Annotated in this window: 2 protein-coding genes; both read left to right on the top strand. The window is 43.8% G+C overall.

Translation table 11 applies throughout. From position 1 onward, the window contains the following. Positions 1–355 precede the first annotated feature (355 nt). A complete protein-coding gene (locus MsAg5_RS09180; protein WP_338100334.1) occupies positions 356–3,514 on the top strand; it encodes a CYTH and CHAD domain-containing protein in 3,159 nt (1,052 codons plus the stop codon). Positions 3,515–3,537: 23 nt separating this feature from the next. Next, positions 3,538–4,176, top strand: coding sequence for a hypothetical protein (locus MsAg5_RS09175; RefSeq protein WP_338100333.1), 639 nt, complete (start codon positions 3,538–3,540; stop codon positions 4,174–4,176). Positions 4,177–4,463 lie beyond the last annotated feature (287 nt).

Below are 4,463 nucleotides of genomic sequence, written 5' to 3'. Positions count from 1 at the left end.
TTGATAAAAGATATTTTAATCTTTACTTAAAAGAATGTGAATTTAGGTACAATTATAGGAATGAGAATTTATATCTGAAAATCCTGGAAATTATCAGAGAAAATCCTCTATTCTTATCATGACCCTTTTTTAATTCTTATCCTTTCACCTGTCTTTGGATTGTTTCGTGAATTTTTAATATCCGTTTTCCGTTTCTCTTTTTTTTTGTATTTTTTATTTTGAAACAGGCATTTTCGGTGGCTATTTATACAGAAACAGAGTCTTACTTAAATAAAATATAAATAAAAAAAATAAAAATCGATCACGGTTGTTTTGCCGCAAAAACGTTAACAACACACTAAATGGAAGGAAGGACATGGAAATTGAATACAAATTCGGTGTTTTAAAGCCGGAAACACATAATTTTTTAAAAACAATTCCAAAAACGGGTTCTTTTGTCATTGAAACCGGAAATCCGGTTCTTTTTTCGGATACGTTTTACGATACGGATGACTTTCTGCTTTTGTCCGTCGGTTACTATTTGCGCGCGCGGGAGGAAGCCGGCGCGGACGGCGTCGAATGGACGCTCAAAAGCCTGGGCGGGTATGTCGACGGCGTTCACAAACGAATGGAAGCCAAACAAAAATTGCCGAAAGGGTCCACCGTTAAGGATATTGACAATCCTGATTTTTTGAAAAAAATAATGTTTGCCGTCGGCGATTTTGATTTGGTGCCGGTTCTTTCGATCGAACAGGAGCGGCTGTTTCGAAATGTTCGTTACAATGAAGCCGGCCGAACGAACACCGGCTCGGAACCGTTTTTAGCGGAAATGGCAGTTGATTGCGTTTATTTGGAACTTTTCGGTCAAAAACACACGTTCTTTGAATTGGAAATTGAACTCAAAAGCGGCACGGAGAAATCTTTAAGAGAATTTGCGGACGCGCTGAAATCGGAGCCGTTGGTTCAAAACAATATCCGGACAAATTATTTATCTAAATTCGAGCGCAGCTTGATTCTTTATTTCAACCGCGACAAAATCGACGGCCGGGTCAATCCCGCCTTTGAAAATCGGAACTATTCGATGGACGCCGGCGATGAAAACTCTTTTGATTCGGCGTGCACCAACTTTTTGCTGCCGTCTGAAAAGGCTGCCTTGATTCAGATTTGCGAAAAAAATTATGAAACCGACTTTTTCGATTATTTCGGGAAAAACGGTCTGTTCGGCGCCGACAGCGGCTTTGATTCCGATTCCGGCTTCGGCTCCGGTTCTGACGCCGATTCCGGCTTGCCGGATATTTTCAAAACCCAAGCGTCTGTTTTGTTGGCTCTTGACAGCGGTCTTGCCGTCAGTTTTGCGGCTTTGAAATTTAATACGACGCTGGAAGAGATCACGCAACTTTACCGGACTTTTCTGCTGTCCCGCCTGTCTATGTTCCCGTTCGTGTTTGAAAGCGACGAGAATCCGGCGTATTATTTACAAAAACCAATTTCGGACGGCAAAATTTGGACGGCCGACGAGCTGACGACGTCCTACGGCGCCGATGTTTCCGACGTCCGTTTCGGAAAATCCCGTGCTGAAAACATGTCTTATTTCGCCGAATTTTTTGCAAGCGGTCAGGAAAAAGAAGACACGCCCGCCGACAAAAAAACGCATTCGGAAAAGATTTTGAAAAATTTGGCCGTTCTCAGCGGCGTCGGCAAAGGAATTTCAATCGAGAGAAACTCAAACATCACCAAAGACATCGTTCTCACACATCCGCTCAAAGGCATGACGCTCAACGATCTCAAAATGATGGGTTTGGTATTCGTTCTTGAAAATATTCAAAATCCGTCCCTCGGCAGCATCCGAAACGCCATCCAAAGCGCCGGCTATTTCGTGCCGCCCGCTCTTCAAAGAAAAGCGCTTGTCAGCGCTTCGTTTTTACAAATCGTCAACCGGCTGGAAAAAGAAAGCGCCAGCATTCGGGAAATCGCTTACGTTGAAAGAAATACGATTGAGGAGTCGGATGAATATTTTGAATTGAATTTGGAAACAGAAGATGACGGCGTTGAGATTGAACCGGAAACGGATCTGACGCCTGAAATTGATATTGGTTCTGACGCTGACCTTCAAATGGACTTTGATATTGTATATGATATCGGGAATGATGCCGAATCTTATGCGGAATCCGATGTTGAGATCGATCTTAAAATCAATGCTGAAATTGATGCTGAAATAGATACTGAAATTGATGCTGAAGTCGATATTGAAATCGAAGAGTCGGTTGTTTCTGAAACCGGGCAGACGTTTGACGATATTGAATACAAATTCAGTGTTGACAGTGCCGGAAATGAACAATTTATCATTCATGAGACCGCGGTGGAACTTGAAAAATTCATTGAAATTTATTACACGTCCGACAAAAAAACGAAGCCAAAAAGAAGATGGTCCGCTCTTTTCCGTTTTGTTTTCGGAATTCCGGTCCGGTTTATCCGAATCGGCGCCGCGGCGGATGACGATGACGAAAACGCAAAGGAAAAAGACAAAATTAAGTCCGGCAAGGTTTCTTTAAACGACATGATGGCGAACGCGTCCGAAAAAATATTTTTGACGCAAATGGCCGAGGTCGTTAAGTGCGAGCCCGGCGTCATCGAGGGTGTTGATATCGAAGCGGTTCACGACATGCGCGTCGCGCTTCGGAAGATGCGGTCGTCCATCACGATTTTCTACGAATTTTTAGATCCGGAATGGATTTTAAAAACCGAGGACAGCCTCAAAAAGACATTGGCGCCGCTCGGAGAGTCGCGCGATTTGGATGTTCTTTTGGAAAAGACTGACGTTTATTTGAAAAACGCGCAAATTCCGCCGTCGCGTCTCGACATTTTCTTTGAACTGGTGGCGAATGATAAGGAAAAAGCGCACGAACATGTCATTTCTTATTTGAATTCGGCCGAATATTCGGGTTTCAAGACTGAAATCCAAAAGACGTTGACCAAATGCGATTATATCGGGACGCCGCAGATCAATAAAAAAGGCGACGTTGCTCCGTCGCGCGTCGCGGACGTGCTGCCGCAGGTTTTGTATGAAAAAGCCGCCGGCATTACCGCTTACCACGAATGGATGGACGGGCCGTTCATTTACATTGACAAACTCCACCGCCTGCGGATTGCCGCCAAAAATTTCCGGTACACGCTGGACTTTTTCAAGGACGGTTTGGGCGAAACCGCCGTCAAGCTCACGAAGGAGTTCAAGGAACTTCAGGACATTTTGGGTGACTTCCACGACGCGGTCGTTGCCGTTGAGGTAATTGAAAATTATGTCCGCCGCATTGAGGAAATGAAACTGAAAATTGAAACCGAAAAAGGTGGCGGCGGCAGCGATGACAACGAAACGGCGGCTTTTGAATCCGTTTTATCGGAATTGTCGGCCTATAAAACATATCGGGAAGAAGAAATTGAAACGCTGCTGTTCAAATTCCGCGACGTTTGGACAAAAATGGACCGCAAGTTCTTCCACGAACGCATTTCAAAAATCATCGAAGAAGCCGGACTTTAAAATCATAACGGGGGGGTTTTGCCATGTCTCAAAATAAAGAAAAAAATTTAAAAAATAATTCTCAAAAAAGTTCCAAAAAAATGAAATTTGAAAAAGCGGATGCCAAGCGCGGAAATCTTGAAAAAATCGGCAAATCGGTGAAAAAAATCGGCAAAGCCAACGTGAATTTCCGGCTGCCGGACGACTTAAAAACCAAAATCGAATCCGAGAAACAGCCGGACGAAGTTGTTTCAATCGCTCTTGCCGAATACTATTCCGGTCTCCGGAAACGCGAAGAATTAGCCGTTCAGCGGGAAATCGACAACAACATCATCGAAGTTCAGCGCCGCCATATTTCCGATCTCAAAGATCAACTGGCCGCTTCCAATCGAAATTACGAAGAACTGATTCGGATTCACCAGGCGTACATGCTTCAAGTGCAGCCGCTGATTGAAAATGCAAAAAAGCCGGAAATTGAGTCCTCGAAACCTGAGTCAAAAACAGAACCTGAACCTAAATTCAAATCGCAAACGCCAACTGAAAAACCGGGTGCCGGCAATTTGGACGACGCGGCGGGCGGCGCAAGCGAAAATGCGGTGCCGGCTGACTTGAACAAACAAGAAGAACCGAAGCCGGACTCTCAGACGGCGGCGAAAAAGAAGTGGTACCAATTTTGGAAATAAACAAAAACGATCCTTGACTTCTATTTTTCAATACAAACGGCATCATTTTTTCGTTTTGCCGTTTGTTCTTCTGTTTCTGAAAATACAGTTTCTACTTGTTCCGTTTTCCGCAACTGTTTCTAACAATACAGGTTTTACTTGTTCCGTTTTTCGCAACTGTTTCTAACAATACAGGTTTTACTTGTTCCGTTTTCCGCAACTGCTTCTAACAATACAGGTTTTATTTGTTCCGTTTTCTGCAACTGTTTCTAACAATACAGGTTTTACTTGTTCCGTTTTCCGCAACT

The organism is Methanolapillus africanus (assembly GCF_032714475.1).
Classification (GTDB): Archaea; Halobacteriota; Methanosarcinia; order Methanosarcinales; family Methanosarcinaceae; genus Methanolapillus; species Methanolapillus africanus.
The sequence above is the reverse complement of the archived record's forward strand: the minus strand, read 5'-3'. Positions and strand labels throughout refer to the sequence as shown.